We start from the raw sequence: 16,033 nt of genomic DNA on the forward strand, positions 1-16,033 counted from the left end.
GCGTATGGCTGGCGAAGAGCGCGACGGGGTGCCCCTGACCAACCTCGACCAGGAGCTGTTCGACGGCGCGGGTGCGACCAAGCGGGACCTGGTCGACTACCTCGACGCGGTCCACGGCCGGATCGTTCCGGCGCTGCGCGACCGGCCGCTGTCGGTGATCCGGGTGCGGCCCGGGCAGCCGCCCTTCATGCAGAAGAACCTGCCGAAATACACGCCGGACTGGGTGGCGCGGGCCGACGTCTGGGCCGACCGGTCGCGGCGGATGGTCTCGTACGGGCTGTGCAACGACCGGCGGACGCTGATCTGGTTCGCCAACCAGCGCGCGGTCGAATACCACCCGGGCCTGTCCGTCGCCGATGACTGGGCCCACCCGACCCACCTCATCCTCGACCTCGACCCGCCCGAGGGCGGCGCCTTCCGGTTGGCCGCGCAGGCGGCGCTGCTGGTGCGCGAGGTGCTCACGGCGTGCGGGATGGCCGGTGCGGCGAAGACGAGCGGCGCCAAGGGCGCGCACGTGTTCGTGCCGCTGGCCGCCGGGTCCGCGCACGACGACGTGGCGGCCGCGACCCGGGCGATCGCGGCGCGGGCCGAGCGGCTCGACCCGGCGTTGGCGACGACCGCGTTCATCGTCGAGCAGCGGGAAGGGAAGGTCTTCCTCGACTCGACGCGGGCGGGTGGCGCGACCGTCGTGGCCGCGTACAGCCCGCGGCTGCGGCCCGGCGTGCCGGTCTCGTTCCCGCTGCCGTGGGACGCGCTCGAAGCGGCCGTGCCCACCGACTACACGGTGCACACGGCCGCGGCGGCGCTGGGCGACGGCGACCCGTGGGCCGACCTCATGCCGCCGCCGCAGCGCCTCGATCCCGGTCTCGTCGAGGAGGGGCACACGATCCCGATCGCCCGGGTCGTCGCGATGCACGAGGGCAAGCGACGGGCGCGGGAGCGGCGCTCCTCGCAGTGATCAGCGGCCGATCGGGGTCATGTCCGCGTAGCGGTCGCCGACCGGCGGCTGGATCGCGCTCAACCGGTCAAGCTGCGCCGGCGTGAGCGTCAGCGTCTCGGCGGCCACGTTCTCCTCCAGGCGCGACACCTTGGTCGTGCCCGGGATCGGCGTGATGTCCGGGCCCTGCGCGAGGACCCAGGCGATCGCGACCTGCGCCGGGCTGGCGCCCACCTCGTCGGCGACCGCGCGTACCTCCTCGACGATCCGCAGGTTCGGCGCGAAGTTGTCGGCGCTGAACCGGGGAATCGAGGCGCGGTAGTCGTCGCTGGGCAGGTCGTCCGGCCTGGTGTAGCGGCCGGTCAGGAAGCCCCGGCCGAGCGGGGAGTACGCGACGAGCCCGATGCCCAACTCGCGCAGGACAGGCAGCACCTCGGCTTCGGGGTCCCGGGTCCAGAGCGAGTACTCCGACTGGAGCACGGCGATCGGGTGCGTGGCGTGTGCCCGCCGGATCGTGTCGGGTGCGGCCTCGGAGAGTCCGATGTGGAGCACCTTGCCCTCGGCGACCAGGTGGGCCATCTCGCCGACCGTCTCCTCGATCGGCACGGTCGGGTCGACCCGGTGCTGGTAGAGCAGGTCGATGCGGTCGGTACGCAGCCGGCGCAGCGAGCCCTCAACCGCGATCCGGATGTTCGCGGGCGAGCTGTCGAACTTTCGGGCGGGCGGGCCGTCGAGGTGGCTGAGCTGACCGAACTTGGTGGCGATGACGTACGCGTCGCGGTTGCCGGCGACCGCCCGACCGACCAGGTCCTCGTTGCTGAAAGGGCCGTAGATCTCGGCCGTGTCCAGCATCGTGACGCCGAGTTCGAGGGCGCGGTGGATGGTGCGGATCGACTCGGGGTCGTCGCCGTGGCCCTCGTAGAAGGCGGACATGCCCATGCAGCCGAGACCTGTCCGGCTGCCGGTTGTGTTGATCATTCGGGGTCCTTCGTCGCTGCGGCCCGAACTGTCGTAGCCGGGTGTGAAGCTGTGCGGGTGAGGTTCTCTTTCGACGCCGAGCTGTGGGTCTGGGACGCGCGGCGTGACGACAGCTGGGTGTTCGTCACCCTGCCGGCGGACGCGTCGGCCGAGATCCGTGAGCGCACCGCCGGCGTCCGCCGGGGTTTCGGCTCGGTGCGCGTCCACGTCGCCGTCGGCGCGAGCACCTGGCGCACCTCGGTGTTCCCCGACAGCGCCAGCGGTTGCTACGTGCTGCCACTGAAGCGCGCCGTGCGCGCGAAGGAGGGCCTCGACGCAGGCGACGTGGCGACGGTGCGGGTGGAGTTGTTGACCTGACCCCCGCTCCGGGCTCGCCGGAGCGGGGGGTTGCGGGGGGTTTCAGGCGCGGGTGAGGCTGGCGATCTCCGCCTGTGACAGCTCGAGGTCGAGGGCGGCCAGGTTGTCCTCGAGGTGCGCGAGGTCGCCGGTGCCGGGGATGGGCAGCATCGCCGGCGAGCGGCCGAGCAGCCAGGCCAGCACGACCTGACGGGCCGACGCGTGGTGCCGCTCGGCGATCGCGTGGATGGTCGGGTTCTTGTCGAGGTCCTGGATGGGTGCCCAGGGCAGGAACACCATCGACTCCTGCTCGCACAGGTCGACCAGGGTCTCCGAGGCGCGGTCGTCGACGTTGTAGCGGTTCTGGATCGAGACGATCGGCGTCAGCCGCTGCGCCGCGCGGATCTGCTCCTCGTTGACGTTCGACAGGCCGATGTGCCGGATCTTGCCTTCGTCCTTGAGCTTGACCAGTTCACCGATCGAGTCCTCGAACGGCACGTCGGGGTCCGGCCGGTGGAACTGGTAGAGCGGGATCTGCTCCAGCTTGAGCTTGCGCAGCGAGCCTTCGCAGACCTCGCGCAGGTGCTCGGGGCGGCCGTCGGCCGGCCAGGGCTTGAACGGTTCAGGCCGGAGCAGGCCACCTTTGGTGGCGATGACCAGATCTTCCGGGTACGGGTGGAGCGCCTCGGCGATCAGCTCCTCGCTCACGTCCGGCCCGTACGAGTCGGCGGTGTCGATGAAGTTGATGCCCGCGTCGACCACCCGCCGTAGCACGGCGATGGCCTGGTCCTTGTCCGCCGGGGGTCCCCAGATGCCCGGGCCGGTGACGCGCATGGCGCCGAAGCCGAACCGGTTCACCGTGAGATCCCCACCGACGTCGATCGTTCCCGCGGAGCTGGCGTTGGGCATGGGTGCAGACACTCCAATCAGATGTCGGAGGCAAATGCGATTGGCACTCGCCTCCGCCTTCAGAGTGGAGCCTAGCTCCGTTTCGCTGTGTACCCCTTGGTGCTCGCTCTCGGTCGATTCGGCGGTTACGGCGCGCGGATGTCACCGGCCGCCCAGCCGGGTCAGGGTCGCGATCTCGGTCTGGTCCAGGTGCACGTCGACGGCGGCCAGGTTGTCGTCCAGGTGGGTCGGGTCACCGGTGCCGGCGATCGGCAGCGTCGCCGGCGAGCGACCGAGCAGCCAGGCGAGCGCGACCTGCCGGGGCGTGGCGGAGTGCCGCTCGGCGATGGCCCGGACCGCCGGGCTGTCGTCCGAGCTCAGGATGGGTGCCCACGGGATGAACACCATCTGTTCCTGCTCGCACAGGTCGACGATCGTCTCCGAGGTGCGGTCGTCGATGTTGTACCGGTTCTGCACGGAGACGATCGGCACCATCCGCTGCGCGACGCGGATCTGTTCCTCGGTCACATTGGACAGACCGACGTGCTGGAGCTTGCCCTGCTCCTTGAGCTGGACGAAGGCCCCCATCGTCTCCTCGAACGGAATCTTGGGGTCCGTCTTGTGGAACTGGTACAGCGGGATCTGCTCGAGCCGCAGCTTGCGCAGCGACGCCTCGCACGCCTCGATGATGTGCTCGGGGCGGCCGTCCTTGGGCCAGAAACCGTCCGCCTCGCCGTCGTCGGGTCCGGTGCGGTACATGCCGGCCTTGGTCGCGATGACCAAATCGTCCGGGTACGGGTAGAGCGCCTCGGCGATCAACTCCTCGCTCACGTCGGGCCCGTACGAGTCCGCCGTGTCGATGAAGTTGACGTCCTCGGCGACGGCCTGCCGCAAGGTCGCGATTGCCGCGTCGCGGTTGTTCGGTGGCCCCCAGATCCCAGGCCCGGTGATCCGCATGGCCCCGAAGCCGAACCGGTTAACGGTCAGATCCCCACCGATATCGATCGTCCCGGCGGTGCTGGCACTTGGCATGGTCGCGCGCCTCCAATCGCTTGGGGCGAACCGAGGCTGGCCGGGCCGCCCCTCTTTCGGAGGGTAGCGCCACGAGGTCTTTATGCCCCCTTCATGCGTGAATGCGGAACTGCTGTGAAACGTGCGGTCGCTGCTTAACCGGGTCAGGACCAATGGCCCGTCCGGGCCTGTGGCCGTGGCCGGCTCAAGGCCGTGGCCGGCTCAAGGCCGTGGCCGGCTCAAGGCCTGTGGTGGGTCAGGCTGCGGTCGCGGGCCAAGCGCGAGAGGATCGGGCGGATGCTCAGGGCCGTGCCGCCCAGGGCGACCACGCCCACGCCGAGGTCGACCGAGACGCGGCCCTCGCTGGCCCAGTACACGTCCTTCAGGTCCAGGAGCAGCGCGAACTCGTCGACGATCAAGGCCATTCCCGAACCGTAGACGACGCCCGTCACGGGGTGGCGGCGCTTGCGCTCGCAACCCGCTACCGCCAGTGCGCCGACGGCGCTGACCATGCCGATGCCCCACATGTAGTGGTGCAGGTGGACGCCGCCGATGGTCAGGTTGTGGAAGCGGGTGCTGCCGCCGCGGATGCTGTAGGTGATCGCCCGGACCGCGCCGAACGTGAGCGTGAAACCGAGCCAGGACCAGAGGACCGAGCGCTCGCCGGGCTCCAACTCCTCCCGGTACGCGCGGCGCAGCTCGCCCGGCGTAGGCACGGAGGCCTTCGACGTGGGAGTGTCGCTGGAGCCGTCGGCCATGGGGCCAACGTACCGCGATATGGGTCTTTTTCGGGTTTAATCGTTCGAAGCTGGCGGAGTCGCCCAGAGCGTCGCCGCCGTGCCCTCGGCCAGGCGCTTCTCGTAGATTCGGACCTTGTAACTGATCATGCTCAGGCCCACCGACAGCGCCGCCATCCGCGCCTCGATCCGCTCCTGGTGCGCGCGCAGCAGCGCGAGTCGGTCGGGCTCGTTGCCCGGGCCCTGCCGGACCAGGTCGGCATAGGCACGGATCGCCTCCAGCGGCATGCCGGCCTCCCGCAGCCGGGCGCACAGCTCGACCCACCCGATGTCGTCGTCGGAGAAGACCCGCCTGCCCCCGCCGTCCCGCACGATCGGCCCGACGAAGACGCCCTCGCGCTCCCAGAACCGCAGTGCGTGCACGCTCAGACCGGTGCGGGCCGCGACCTCGCCGATGCCGTACGCCATGTTCCGCACGCTAGCGCTTGAGCTAGAGCCCGCTCTAGCTCATATGGTCCGGGCCATGACAGTCACCCTGATCACTGGAGGATCCGCCGGCATCGGCGCGGCCACCGCCCGGCAGTTGCTGGCGCTCGGGCAGCAGGTCGCCGTCACCGGGCGGCGGGCCGAGAAGCTTGACCGGTTCAGCGAGGCGCACCCCGACGCACTGACGCTGGTCTCCGACAGCGCGGAGCCCGCCGACGCGCAGGCCGCCGTGGACGGCACGGTCGCCAAGTTCGGCAGGCTCGACAACATCGTCGCCAACGCGGGGTACGCCACCCACGACGGCCTGGACGACGGTGACCCCGAGGCCTGGCGCCACATGGTGCTCACCAACGTGCTCGGGCCGGCCGCGCTGATCCGGGCGGCGATCCCCCACCTCGCCACCGCCCATGGCCGGATCGTGCTGGTCGGCAGCGTCGCGGGCCTGCTGCACACACCCGGCAACATCTACGGCGCGACGAAGTGGGCGCTGACCGGGCTCGCCGGCAATACCCGCCAACTGGTCACGGGCCAGGGCATCGGGGTCACGCTGGTCTCACCCGGCGGCACCGAGACCGATTTCTTCGACCCGATCGGCGGCGCTCCGGCGGACCGGCCCGGCGGCTACCTGACGGCCGACCAGGTCGCGGCGGGCATCGTCTGGGCACTGTCCCAACCGGAGGGTGTCGACGTCAGCACGATCACGATGCGCCGAATCGGTTCACCTGTCTGAGGCTGGGCCGCGCCGCCGGTGACTCTCCGTACCCGTATCGATGAGTTGTGAACGTCGACGCCTGGCACCGCGATTGCCCGGCGTTGGTCACCTATCGTCCACTTCGCCCACATAGCTTCCGCAGGCCAGCATCCCAGTTTGACCCCCAGGGGAGGCAGAGCCATGGGCGAACTCGATCGCCGTTCATTCCTCAAGATGATGGGAGCACCGGCGGTAGGCGCGGCACTCCCGGCCGGCCTGGACCGGGCCGTCTCGATCCCGGCCAACAACCGCACCGGTTCCATCGCCGACGTCGAGCACGTCATCTTCCTCATGCAGGAAAACCGGTCTTTCGACCACTACTTCGGCACGCTGCGTGGCGTACGCGGCTTCGCCGACCCGCACCCGATCACGCTGCCGTCCGGCAGAAGCGTGTTCCACCAGCCGAACGGCGCCGGCGAACTGCTGCCGTTCCGGCCCGACGTACCCGATCTGGGCCAGACCTTCCTGCCCGATCCCCCGCACGGCTGGAACGACGGGCACGCGGCCTGGAACGAGGGCCGGCACGACAAGTGGGTGCCCAACAAGGGCGTCACCGCGATGACCTATCACGACCGCGGCGACCTGCCGTACCAGTTCGCGCTGGCGGACGCCTTCACGGTCTGCGACAACTACCACTGCTCGCTGCTCGGCCCGACCGACCCCAACCGCTACCACATGTGGTCGGGCTGGGTCGGCAACGACGGCCAGGGTGGCGGGCCGGTCATCAACAACGCGGAGGCCGGGTACGACTGGTCGACGTACCCGGAACGATTGGAGCGCAACGGGATCTGCTGGAAGATCTACCAGGACATCGGCCTCGGGCTGACCGCCGCGGGCTCGTGGGGCTGGACCAGCGACCCCTACATCGGCAACTACGGCGACAACTCGCTGCTCTACTTCCACCAGTACCAGAACGCGCCGGCCGGGACGCCGCTGGCCGACAAGGCGAAGCGGGGCACCGAGGTCAACAAGCTGGGTCGCGACCCGCTCCAGCTCCTGGCCGACCTGCGGTCCGATGTGGAGCACGACCGGCTGCCGCAGGTGTCCTGGATCGTCGCGCCGGAGGCCTACACCGAGCACCCGAACTGGGAGCCGGGATTCGGTGCCTGGTACACCTCCCAGGTCATCGACATCCTCGCCGCGAATCCCGCGGTGTGGAGCAAGATGGCCCTGTTCATCACGTACGACGAGGAGGGCGGATTCTTCGACCACATGCCGCCGCCCACCCCACCGCAGAGCCCGGCGCAGGGTCTGTCGACGGTGTCGACCGTCAACGAGTTCTTCCCGGGCGCCGGCAGCAACAAGCCGGGTCCGTACGGCCTCGGCATGCGGGTCCCGATGGTCATCGTGTCGCCCTGGACCCGGGGCGGCTGGGTCAACTCGCAACTGTTCGACCACACGTCGCTTATCCGGTTCATGGAGGCGCGCTTCGCCGGCCGCAACCGTGACCTGGTCGAATCCAACATCACGCCGTGGCGACGGGCCGTCGTGGGCGACCTGACGTCGGCGTTCGACTTCAAGACGCCGAACCGGTCAAGGTCGGTGAAGCTGCCCGACACCGACGACTTCATGCCCGACAACCTGGTCCGCTTCCCCGACCTGGTGCCGGTGCCGCCGGCCGACCAGGCGGTGCCGCGGCAGGAGAAGGGCGTCAAGCCGGCCCGGGCGCTGCCGTACGTGCTGGACGTGTCAGCCTCCCGGGACGCCGCGGCGCTGCGGTTGGAGTTCCGCAACACGGGTGCCGCGACGGCGGTGTTCCAGGTGCGCGAGGCGGGCAGCCCAGCGGCGCCGCGGTCGTACACCGTTGAACCGGGTAAGCACCTCACCGACACCTGGGCGGCGGCCGCCGCCGTGGAGGTGCACGGGCCGAACGGCTTCTTCCGCGCCTTCACGGGCGGGGAGACGGGTCTGACGGTCGGGACCTCGTACGACGAGCGCCGGCTGGAGCTCGAGCTGGCGTTCGTCAACCACAGCCGCAAGCGCGTCACGGTCACGGTCCGCGACCGCTACCGAGGCAAGCCGGTGTCGCTGACGCTGCGCCCGGGTGAGGTCGAGCGGCGGGAGTGGAAGCTCGCGCACAACCACGGCTGGTACGACCTGGCGGTCGCGGTCGACGGTTCGGCCGTGCAGCGTCTCGCGGGGCACCTGGAGAACGGCGAGGACAGCTTCACCGACCCGGCCATGGGCGGGCTGGTCTGATCCTCTTGGCGAGCGGCAGGGGTGCGCGGGCACGCGTACCCCCTGTCCCTTGTGTCCTGTTGTCGATAACATCGACGTCGGTTTGGGGGTGTTCATGACGTCGGACGACATCGATCAGGCGCTGAGCGCGGCACGACAAGCGCTGCGCGACGCGGCTCCGGCGCCTTCGCAGCCGCCGGAGCCACGGACCGGCGTCGCCGCCGACGGCTTGATCCAGGTGACCGCCGAGTCAGGCCGGCTCACCGAGGTGCTGATCGACCCGAGGGCGATGCGGATGCTCCCGACGGAGCTCGCCGACCACCTTCGTGAAGCGGTTAACTCCGCCCTGGCGCGGGAGGAGGTGACCGAGGCAGCCGCGCTGCCCGACCCCGCGGCGCTGGCCCGGCAACTCGAAGAGCTGCAGAACCAGAGCGTCCGCCAGATGGCGCGGTACACCCAGTCGATCAGCGAGGTCATGGCGGCGCTCAAGCAACGGGGGTAGGGCGGGTGACAGGTTTCCAGGTCGAGCCGGACTCGTTGCGCACCAGCGCGACGGGGCTCGACGACGTGGTTGACCGGTTCGGTGACGCGCTCGAGGAGTTCGAGACGACGATCGCGGCCTTCGGCCAACCGTGGGGCGGCGACGACCTCGGCACCATCATCGGCGAGCTCTACCTCGGCGTCCACGACCTGGCGATGGGCTGCTTCGAGAGCAACGGTGAGCTGCTCGGCCAGTTCGCCCACGGCCTGCACACGATGGCCGACAGCTTCGAGTCGGCCGAGACGGAGATCGCCGACAGCATGGCCCGGCTGCAGAGCCTGCTCGGCGGTGGCTGACCGGTGGGCCTTCAGCTTCCCGGCGAGCTCGTCTCCCTGCTCGGCATGCTCGGCTACTCGTGGCCGGAAGCCGACGAGGAGAAGCTGTTCGAGATGGCCCAGCACTGGCTGGCACTGAGCGACCAGGTGCGGACGACCAGCGCCGACGCCGACGGCCTGGGCGCGGCGGTCGTCGCGGCCAACACGGGCGAGGCGATCGCCGCGTTCCAGGGCAGATGGACCGGTCAAGAAGCCCCGGTGCGAAACCTCGCCGACGGCGCGACCGCCGCACAGGGCGTAGGCCTCGGCCTGATGGTCATCGCCGGCGTGGTGCTCACCCTGAAGATCAACGTGATCATCCAGCTGATCGTGCTGGCCATCCAGATCGCCCAGGCCATCGCCACGGCGGCGGTGACGTTCGGCGCGTCCCTGGCCCAGATACCCATCTTCAAGATGATCACCTCGATGATCCTGGACCAGATCTTCGGCCTCGCGATGGACGCGCTGCTCAATGGTTAAAGGCCGGCAGAGACGACTCCGGCGCCAGGGCCGGAGCGGCTCGGCCCGCGGCGTCTTCGGCCCGATCGGCGATCTCCTGCGGCCGGGATACGACCTGACCAACCTGGGCCTGCCCGGCAACCGCCTGCGCCACCCGGGCGCGACGCCGTTCCCCGTACGCTCGCTGCGGGGTCAATCGATCCGTTCCTTGCGACGGCAACGCCCGAGCAACTGGCGCGAGGTGCCGACCCGCGACAACGAAGGCTTCATCTGGTTGGACGAGAACGGCGTGGAACGCCTGCGTTTCATGCGGCCGACCGGCGAGAACCCGTCGGCCAACAAATGGTCGCGCCAGGCCAACGGTTATCTGCGTTGGCAGTCGTCGCAGTCGACGCCCGGCGATGGGCCCGAAGGTAAGCTCTTCCTGGACGCCGACGGCAATGTCGTGCCGTGGAACCATCCGCAGGTCCAGGACCTGACCCACCTGGTCTACGAGGGTCCGTGGCCGTGAGGAGAACCCGGTGGAACTGATGCGCGACCCGCGGGATGCGCTCAACAACGTGATGGAGTCGTTCGTCTTCACGTACCGCTTCGACGCGCAGCGGCGCAGGGTCGTATTCGTCGTCGACTATCCCTTCACCTCACCGGGCAGCATCCGGGAGTTCGCCGCCTTCGTGTTCGAGGAGGCGGAGTTCCAGCGCCTGCCCGGGGACTACGCCGCCTACCAGAGCATCACGGACTTCTACCAGGGCAAGGGTCCGGGCGGCATGGTGGTCCAGCACATCGAGCAAAAGACCCTCGGCCCGGGGCGCGACTGGGTGGAACTCTATTTCGGCCCGAACTTCGGCGGGATCGCCATCACGTACGGGCGGCTGACGGGTTACACGAGAGGCTCGACGGCGACCCAGACGGGGCCGATGGACTGGCAGTACAGGGATTCGAAGACCAACGAGACGTTCCAGTTCGAGTACCCGTTCCCCGCACTCGCCGGCCCCTTGGAGTGACCACCGCGGAGCCGATGAACGCGTAACCGAAGGCGCCGACCATCCAAGCAACCGCCCCGCGCCTGCGGTGAGAGCGGCCCGCTGGGTCGGCATGCCCCGCTCGGCGCTGGCATACCTTAGCCACGTCCTCCACCCGCTCGGGCGGCAACCCGGCGTGCGTAACGTCAGAGCGGCCTTCGCCGCGACGTCGAGCGTCGGAGTGCGTTTCGACCTGCCGGACTCGACTACGGCAAGTGGCGACGCCGCCGACAGGGCCCGCGGCGGTACGGGCCAACAGCCCTCGGGTACATAGCTCGCTCCCGTAGGCAGGGGAGCACGGGTCGCCGCCGCACCTTCCGCTGGTACTGTGCCCTCATGGCCCAGTAGCTCAGGGGATAGAGCACCGCTCTCCTAAAGCGGGTGTCGCGCGTTCGAATCGCGCCTGGGCCACAGCAGAGCTCCCGAGCGACGGATCTCGTCCAACAACGGAGGGGGAGGTCGCACGTCCACACGGGACCTGTTGCGGCCCGAAGTTGGTCTGGGTGGGATCGACGTCAGTGTCGAACCTCGTCGGCGCTCCACCGCGGAGCAGCGGATCGCACATATTCACCACGCGAGTCCGGACGCCGCTGCAGCCACTTAATCGCTGCACCTAAGACCCATGCTTCTCAGAACGACGCATCGACCCGGGGCATTGGCCGGCGGGGACCGCTGACCCCATTCCATCACCACAGGCATCGCAGTGACCTTGCGTAGCCCTGCGCCATTGACCACCCGGTCTGATACCCGAACGCGCCGTTCAACGGCTGGTTCGGCAGGGCGGCGTCCCACAGCTTTCAAAGTAGTTTCAACGCTGCTCAAAGGGGGTTCTGGGGGCCACGAGATCGACGTAGCCTTTTCGCATGCCCTCGTCGTGATCTGCAGGTCGCCTCCTCCGACGGGCACCAAGGCGCCTTCACGATCACGCCATTCGACCCGAAAGGATCGCCATGACGGCCCTACTCGAACTCGCCCCTCGCGACGCTGGAACCATTCCGGAGGAGCTGCACGTGGAATTCGTGGACAGCGCCTCCCTCCATGAGGTCGTCGCCTGCTACGTGACGTGCACAATTCGGTGCAACTACTCGGACTCGAGTCACTTCGCTGCCGAAGACGAGATCCTCAACTGAACAACCGCGTCCGATCCGCCTAAACGGCCGCAGCTCGGTTTACAACACTGTCGGAACAATCAGAGGTGGCTTTGAAAAAGGCGATTGACGGTGTCTCAGCGCCGGTCTCCTCCATCGCGAGTATTGTGTCTGACCTGGTCTTGGCGGCCGGCGGCCAGGTTCGGCACACCGATACGTGGTTGCACGTGGACAACCCTCGACTGTCCTTTCCCGATCACGGGTGGAAGCTGCACATATCATCGCGACCTGCGGACTTCTCGAATCTCCTGCAGACGGTGATGCCGTTGCTGCTGTCGGCGGAATGCATGTTCAAGGTGGCGAGCTCAATCCGCGTGCTTACCGAATTGAACGACGGCGTCACCTCCCCGGCGAGCGTCGGTAAGGCGATTACGGTTTATCCACACCAGGACCAGGTGACCCGGCTCGGGGCCGAACTCGTCGAACTGCTGCGCGGGCGGGTGGGACCGCAGGTTCTTAGCGACCGTAGGGTGGCGCAAGACGCTCCGGTCTTCTACCGGTACGGGCCCTTTCGCAGCACGCTCATGGCGAGCAAGGAGGGCATCGTACGGTCCGTAATGGTCGGCCCCGACGGTTCCGTCTTCGAAGGCACCGCCACACTCGGTTACGAACAGCCCCCATGGGCAACTGACCCTTTCCGAGTGACCTCGCCCAAGGACGACGCCGGCTTACCCACGTTGGTGGGCCAGCACTATCGACTTGACAAGGGCCTCATGGAGTCCGCGCGCGGCAACGTGTACCTAGCCACGGACGTACGGACAGACGAGAAGGTGGTATTGAAGCAGGCCCGCGCGTACGTGGCGGAGGCTTTGGACGTCGACGCGCGGATCCGCCTACGCAATGAACGCTTCGTGCTTACCGCCCTGCAGGACGTGGCGGGCGTGGCACGCTTCCGGGACCACTTCCGACACGGAATCGATGAGTACCTTGTCACGTCGTACGACGGAAGGTTCAGCCTGAAGGATTTCGTGGCCCGCAAGGGACGATTCACACCCCTGCGCGAGACGGATCCGCACGCGACCAGCAAGGACCACCAAAGCCTCGATTGGCTCGCTCACCAGCTCGCGCTCACACTGCAGGAGATTCACAGCCGCGGTTACCTCGTGCGCGACCTGAGCCCGAAGAACATCGTCATGGGAGCGGCCGGTGACAGCGTTACCTATATCGACTTCGGCTACTGCAACCACCACAACGTGGTGCTCAGAGGAGGCACGAAGGGGTACGCGCCGGCGCGGCAGATGGCGGGCGACCCCGCCGCCCCCGGCGACGACCTGCACGCGCTGGGTATGACGCTGTTCGTGGCCATGACTGGTGCCGAACCTGTGGTGGACGATGACGATCCGGACGCGTCCCGCGTCATCGCGCTCCGCATGATCGAACGGATCTTCGGCGACCGGCCGCCACCCGTGGTGTCCCTGATCGCAGAACTGCTCTCCAGCGACCTTCAGGTCATGACAACCGCATTCTCGGCACTCGCCGATGGTCGCGGCGGAACTGACGGCTGGGAGGCCCGACGCCACACTTCGGTCCCGTACCGACGTGGCTCCGAGGCGGCCATGCTGGTGGACCGGTACCTCACCGCACTTCTCATTTCGGTGAACGAACAGCTTGACCAGCCGGAAGAAATTTCCGATGCCAGCGTCTACCGCGGTACGGCTGGCGTCGGGCTATCCCTGCTGCGGCACCTGGACAGTCCCGGCGTAGCCGCGACCGTGGCGCGAATCGCCGCCACAACGTCGCGTACCGCGGAGCGGGTGGCGCTGAAGCCCGCCTTGTACGTGGGTACCACCGGAGCCGAGATCTTCCTACGTCGTGCTCTGGCGGCCGGAGTGCCGGGCGAACCACTGCCGTCGGAGCTGCTCTTCGGCGGACCCGATGAGCGGACCGAGGTTGATGACGTCATCCTCGGTGCTGCTGGCATCGGACTCGGCCACCTCTTGCTCAGAGACCTGGACCCGCGCCCAGAACACGATGCGGCCATCCGGCACTGTCTCGAGTTCGTCACCGAACACGACATGCCACGGACATTCTTCGACCCTGAGGACGCCTCGGTGCCAGGGCTCGACACCACGTTCGGCCTTGCCCACGGACACGCTGGACCGGTCGAGTTCCTGCGGCAGCTTGTCCTGCGCTCCCCAACCGAAGACACGCGAAGGCTGTACGCCGCGCGCCTCGCGCGACTCGCGGAAGGCGTACCCGGGTTCATTGACCGGGCCAGGAGAAGGAACGCTGTTCCGCTGTCCAGCTCGTGGTGCCGCGGCATGGCTGGCATGGGGAGAGTTCTCCTCGCGGCTGGTCGTCAACATTCGGACAACTCGCTGGTCGACCTGGCGGTAGCCTGTGCGGATGGTTGCCTTCGTTGGCTGCCCTATCTGACGAAGGTCGGCCAATGCTGCGGGCTCGCGGGCATCGGAGAGCTGTTCTGCGACCTCGTGGACCACGACGAACGGTTCCTGGCGGCGGCCGAGTCGGTCACCGTTCAGATTTCGATTACCGCCGTTGGCACGTCATTGGTCGAGCAACGTCCACACTGGAATCGCACCAACGACATGTCCTGGTCCACTGGCACAGCGGGCATTCTGGACTTCGTCACTAGGCTTCGGGACCTTGGTTCGTCCTCCATCACGCTCGGCGCCTCGCCCACTGTGCTTGGGCCCTTCTGAGCTGTTCAGGCGTCGCGCGACCAAATGGCGGCGCAGGGCTGCAGGAGGGCCGATCGTGGACAGGCGGGTCGGCATATCTGAACGACGACGCGACCGAGCTCCGATGAAGTCGGAATGAAGAGGACCGCATTCGATGTACGCATAGACAAATGCTAGGCCCCGACGTGACTTCATGGTTGACGTTGTAGAGAGTGGCACCTGCGTCGCCGGGTGGCGCCTCCGCCCCGGTCAGTTCCATGGCCTTCCCACGACGTCATAGCTTTCTGCTCTCGCGCGGCGCCGATCGCTTCATCCGACGGTGGGTCGGCAGCCAGCACGGCTGGCACCATTTCGAGCTCGTCCACAACCTTTGCTGCCTTCCTTGCGATCGTGTGGGTGTGCTCGACTCGGCGAGTGCCGTAACGAGGTGGCCAACATACGAAGTTCGCGACGAGCCGCGCGTTGGTCTGCTCGATGTCATCTTGGAATCCAAGGTCCGCGGCCGCAGCACGGCGTGCGCGCGGTATGCCCCCTGCTCGGCCGGATCGAATGAGGTTCGCCGCCGGAAGGCAAGGAGGAAGGCTTCGGCCGCGACATCGTCGGCCTCTCCGGCGCCCAGGCGGCGTGCCGCATGGCCATTTTCGCACCCACTCGGCTCCTTTCGTCGATCAGTGCTTTCGATGCTTGTTGACCGACCCAAGTTGATCTTCACGCGCTGATGCCGAAGTCCAACGCTGCAAGCGAGATGCTGCGCCGGGGTGGCCTATTGCTACGGACTGTGCCCCCGACACCTGTCCGCGCGACGTCGAGCACACCGACGACGTGGCCGCGCCGCGTTGAATGCCACGTGAAGTCGGCAGACGATTTGATTGCATCGACCCGGCCAGCAACTGAAGAGAATCATCGTGGCGGTCAGCGGCTGTCGGATGGCCAACGCGTGGTCCGGCCGCCATCCTGCCGCCGAACGGCTGCGTGTCGCTCGCTTCGACCAGCCGATGGGGCTCGCTACCGCCCGCGTCGTCAGCAATCAATGAGACGTGGTCCGGCAGCAACGGATCGGCTGTCGGCGGAGTACAAGAGCAGTGGAGGTGGCGCCCGGTGCCGGAGGAGTCGTTCGATGAGTTCGTCCATGCGAGCCTGCCTATGCTCAGCCGTTACGCCAACGCGCTGACCGGGTCGGCACACGCGGGCGAGGATCTCGTCCAGGACACGCTGGTAAAGGTAGCTCGAGCCTGGCGGCGCATAAAGATCGACGGCAATCCCGCCGCGTACGCCCGAAAGGTCATGTTGCACACCTACCTGAGCGCGTGGCGAGGTCTGCTGCGTCGGCCGCGGACCGTCCCGCTGTCGGCCGACTGGGCCGGTCCCGATGAGTATCCGTTGGTCGACTCCCGCGATCTGTTGCGCCGCGCGCTGGTTGGGTTGCCGCCCGCGCAGCGGGCGGTCCTGGTGCTCAGCTATCTCGACGACGTAGCCGACGACGACATAGCCGCCCTCATCGGGCGGCGCCCCGCCACGGTGCGCTCGCTGCGCCAGCGCGGGCTGGCCACGCTCCGCCGCCAGTTCGTACGCGAGGCCCAGGGGAGCAGCGATGAACGATAGGTA

Annotated in this window: 16 protein-coding genes and 1 tRNA gene; 12 read left to right on the plus strand and 5 right to left on the minus strand. The window is 68.1% G+C overall.

The window, feature by feature from the left end:
* Positions 1-4: 4 nt before the first annotated feature.
* Positions 5-958, plus strand: coding sequence for a DNA polymerase domain-containing protein (locus tag Asi02nite_RS08000; RefSeq protein ID WP_373312183.1), 954 nt, complete (start codon positions 5-7; stop codon positions 956-958).
* On the opposite strand, the gene Asi02nite_RS08005 is transcribed toward Asi02nite_RS08000, so the two are convergent.
* Complete coding sequence (locus Asi02nite_RS08005; protein WP_203711529.1) at positions 959-1,915, minus strand: aldo/keto reductase; 957 nt, start codon at positions 1,913-1,915, stop codon at positions 959-961.
* Between the two features lie 57 nt (positions 1,916-1,972).
* Between Asi02nite_RS08005 and Asi02nite_RS08010 the strand changes: the two genes are divergently transcribed.
* The gene (locus tag Asi02nite_RS08010) at positions 1,973-2,272 is read left to right on the plus strand and encodes a DUF1905 domain-containing protein (protein WP_203711530.1); all 300 of its coding nucleotides are present in this window, start codon (positions 1,973-1,975) and stop codon (positions 2,270-2,272) included.
* 42 nt (positions 2,273-2,314) lie between these two features.
* Here the strand turns inward: Asi02nite_RS08010 and Asi02nite_RS08015 are convergent, their stop codons facing one another.
* From Asi02nite_RS08015 to Asi02nite_RS08030, 4 genes are all read right to left on the minus strand, one after another.
* On the minus strand, positions 2,315-3,160 hold the full coding sequence (locus Asi02nite_RS08015) for an aldo/keto reductase (RefSeq protein WP_203711531.1): 846 nt from the start codon (positions 3,158-3,160) through the stop codon (positions 2,315-2,317).
* Between the two features lie 141 nt (positions 3,161-3,301).
* The gene (locus Asi02nite_RS08020; protein WP_203711532.1) at positions 3,302-4,171 is read right to left on the minus strand and encodes an aldo/keto reductase; all 870 of its coding nucleotides are present in this window, start codon (positions 4,169-4,171) and stop codon (positions 3,302-3,304) included.
* Between the two features lie 218 nt (positions 4,172-4,389).
* Positions 4,390-4,908, minus strand: coding sequence for a hypothetical protein (locus Asi02nite_RS08025; protein WP_203711533.1), 519 nt, complete (start codon positions 4,906-4,908; stop codon positions 4,390-4,392).
* A gap of 36 nt (positions 4,909-4,944) precedes the next feature.
* Positions 4,945-5,355, minus strand: coding sequence for a MerR family transcriptional regulator (locus tag Asi02nite_RS08030; protein ID WP_203711534.1), 411 nt, complete (start codon positions 5,353-5,355; stop codon positions 4,945-4,947).
* A 55-nt stretch (positions 5,356-5,410) separates the two neighbouring features.
* Here Asi02nite_RS08030 and Asi02nite_RS08035 point away from each other — a divergent pair, with 55 nt between their 5' ends.
* The 10 genes from Asi02nite_RS08035 (at position 5,411) to Asi02nite_RS08080 (ending at position 16,030) form a co-directional block, all read left to right on the plus strand.
* Positions 5,411-6,103, plus strand: coding sequence for an SDR family oxidoreductase (locus Asi02nite_RS08035; RefSeq protein WP_203711535.1), 693 nt, complete (start codon positions 5,411-5,413; stop codon positions 6,101-6,103).
* A gap of 162 nt (positions 6,104-6,265) precedes the next feature.
* A complete protein-coding gene (locus tag Asi02nite_RS08040; protein ID WP_203711536.1) occupies positions 6,266-8,323 on the plus strand; it encodes a phosphocholine-specific phospholipase C in 2,058 nt (685 codons plus the stop codon).
* Between the two features lie 94 nt (positions 8,324-8,417).
* Positions 8,418-8,804, plus strand: coding sequence for a YbaB/EbfC family nucleoid-associated protein (locus Asi02nite_RS08045; protein ID WP_203711537.1), 387 nt, complete (start codon positions 8,418-8,420; stop codon positions 8,802-8,804).
* A 5-nt stretch (positions 8,805-8,809) separates the two neighbouring features.
* On the plus strand, positions 8,810-9,139 hold the full coding sequence (locus tag Asi02nite_RS08050) for a WXG100 family type VII secretion target (RefSeq protein ID WP_203711538.1): 330 nt from the start codon (positions 8,810-8,812) through the stop codon (positions 9,137-9,139).
* Positions 9,140-9,142: 3 nt separating this feature from the next.
* Entirely contained in the window at positions 9,143-9,637 is a 495-nt protein-coding gene (locus Asi02nite_RS08055; protein ID WP_203711539.1) for a WXG100-like domain-containing protein, read from the plus strand.
* Positions 9,630-10,127: a hypothetical protein gene (locus Asi02nite_RS08060; RefSeq protein ID WP_203711540.1), complete on the plus strand. Its 498-nt coding sequence runs from the start codon at positions 9,630-9,632 to the stop codon at positions 10,125-10,127. The genes Asi02nite_RS08055 and Asi02nite_RS08060 overlap by 8 nt, the downstream gene beginning before the upstream one ends.
* A gap of 10 nt (positions 10,128-10,137) precedes the next feature.
* Positions 10,138-10,620: a hypothetical protein gene (locus tag Asi02nite_RS08065; RefSeq protein WP_203711541.1), complete on the plus strand. Its 483-nt coding sequence runs from the start codon at positions 10,138-10,140 to the stop codon at positions 10,618-10,620.
* Between the two features lie 356 nt (positions 10,621-10,976).
* A tRNA-Arg gene (locus Asi02nite_RS08070) sits at positions 10,977-11,049 on the plus strand.
* A 784-nt stretch (positions 11,050-11,833) separates the two neighbouring features.
* A complete protein-coding gene (locus tag Asi02nite_RS08075) occupies positions 11,834-14,449 on the plus strand; it encodes a class III lanthionine synthetase LanKC N-terminal domain-containing protein (RefSeq protein ID WP_203711542.1) in 2,616 nt (871 codons plus the stop codon).
* Between the two features lie 1,077 nt (positions 14,450-15,526).
* Positions 15,527-16,030 (plus strand): sigma-70 family RNA polymerase sigma factor, encoded by a 504-nt coding sequence (locus Asi02nite_RS08080; protein ID WP_203711543.1) that lies wholly within the window; start codon positions 15,527-15,529, stop codon positions 16,028-16,030.
* The last annotated feature ends 3 nt before the right edge of the window (positions 16,031-16,033 follow it).

This window comes from Asanoa siamensis, assembly GCF_016862555.1.
Classification (GTDB): Bacteria; Actinomycetota; Actinomycetes; order Mycobacteriales; family Micromonosporaceae; genus Asanoa; species Asanoa siamensis.

Bases quoted from the DNA above. Each gene is read 5' to 3' on its own strand.
- Asi02nite_RS08025 (WP_203711533.1), bottom strand. From the start codon at position 4,908: ATGGCCGACGGCTCCAGCGACACTCCCACGTCGAAGGCCTCCGTGCCT.
- Asi02nite_RS08040 (WP_203711536.1), top strand. From the start codon at position 6,266: ATGGGCGAACTCGATCGCCGTTCATTCCTCAAGATGATGGGAGCACCG.
- Asi02nite_RS08015 (WP_203711531.1), bottom strand. From the start codon at position 3,160: ATGCCCAACGCCAGCTCCGCGGGAACGATCGACGTCGGTGGGGATCTC.
- Asi02nite_RS08035 (WP_203711535.1), top strand. From the start codon at position 5,411: ATGACAGTCACCCTGATCACTGGAGGATCCGCCGGCATCGGCGCGGCC.
- Asi02nite_RS08060 (WP_203711540.1), top strand. From the start codon at position 9,630: ATGGTTAAAGGCCGGCAGAGACGACTCCGGCGCCAGGGCCGGAGCGGC.
- Asi02nite_RS08030 (WP_203711534.1), bottom strand. From the start codon at position 5,355: ATGGCGTACGGCATCGGCGAGGTCGCGGCCCGCACCGGTCTGAGCGTG.
- Asi02nite_RS08000 (WP_373312183.1), top strand. From the start codon at position 5: ATGGCTGGCGAAGAGCGCGACGGGGTGCCCCTGACCAACCTCGACCAG.
- Asi02nite_RS08020 (WP_203711532.1), bottom strand. From the start codon at position 4,171: ATGCCAAGTGCCAGCACCGCCGGGACGATCGATATCGGTGGGGATCTG.
- Asi02nite_RS08005 (WP_203711529.1), bottom strand. From the start codon at position 1,915: ATGATCAACACAACCGGCAGCCGGACAGGTCTCGGCTGCATGGGCATG.
- Asi02nite_RS08045 (WP_203711537.1), top strand. From the start codon at position 8,418: ATGACGTCGGACGACATCGATCAGGCGCTGAGCGCGGCACGACAAGCG.